This window comes from Streptococcus sp. 1004_SSPC, from assembly GCF_001069025.1.
Taxonomy (GTDB): domain Bacteria; phylum Bacillota; class Bacilli; order Lactobacillales; family Streptococcaceae; genus Streptococcus; species Streptococcus vestibularis.
The window spans coordinates 1-1,050 of the sequence record NZ_JWGQ01000036.1 but is presented as its reverse complement, the minus strand read 5'-3'; the positions used below and the strand labels follow the sequence as shown (position 1 = coordinate 1,050).

Genomic DNA, 1,050 nt, shown 5'->3' with positions numbered 1-1,050 from the left:
AGATGTCATACTCTGGTAAAGGCTGAGCTAGAGCTACCATGTCGTTTAAGACAACTTGTCTGCGTTCAGAAAGACGAAGCAACTCTTGAGCATAGTAACGAACCTCTTCAAGCATTGGAGAGGTTTTCTTGACCGCACAAAAAGATTGTTTAGCGAGTTTTATAAGTTTATCAGTTAGGTAAGCAATACGCTTTTCAGAGATGCGTTTGGAGGTAGATTGACGGATAATCTCACACAAGTTACTTTGAGATAGGCTTAATACAAACTCTTTGCATGGAAAAGCCATCACTAAGTTCCAATATTGCTCTCCAGTAGGTGTGGATAATAGATTTTCCAATTCAGGAAATGTGACTTGTAGGACCTTGTGCAGACGGTTTTTAGTTCGAACAAGATCTTCTGTCATATTTTGATAGAAACGGCTTAAATCACGCAGGTGTTGATAAACTTCTTCCTGCACGTAAGTTGGTTTACGATTGTGCACAAGCTGAGATTTAGCCAGCTTTTCAGCGTCAATTTTATCTGTTTTACGAACTCGCAGACTGTCCAATTGCTTCTTAGCTTCCAGTGGATTTAGCCGTGTGTAAGCGTAACTATATTCCTCAAGAAAGGCTTGAAGACGTCGAGAATAGACGCCTGTAGCCTCAAATATAATCTCAGGGTTATGAACAGTTTTCAAGTCGCCCAACAGGCGATTGAATCCAATGGTATCATTGAGTATGGTGTAGCCATGAACCTTCTCACCATTGACTAAAATGGCCACCTCAGAACTTGTTTTACTGACATCAATTCCAAATACTGCACGCATGACATTACCTCTTTTGTCTTGAATAATTCCATGTTTTAGTGATTTTATTTTCAATACGCGACGTTTAGCGTCCTACATACTTTGATCAAACTCCACCTAAAACAAGGTGTCTTGCCAGTTTGTCAAGCGACGTCTAGCGCCATAGAGCCCTACGACTTTACAAGACACCACTACTTTAACATAAAGAAAAAGTAGTGAGTACTCTCTCCCGTCGGAGATTTCTTCACTACTAATCTTAGTATGTT

General features: G+C 40.2%; 1 protein-coding gene. It reads right to left on the bottom strand.

Features of this window, described 5'->3' with window-relative positions:
• Window positions 1-805 (bottom strand): IS110 family transposase (locus ADF62_RS02805; RefSeq protein WP_048788023.1); only part of this gene is annotated, 805 nt, incomplete at its 3' end.
• Window positions 806-1,050 lie beyond the last annotated feature (245 nt).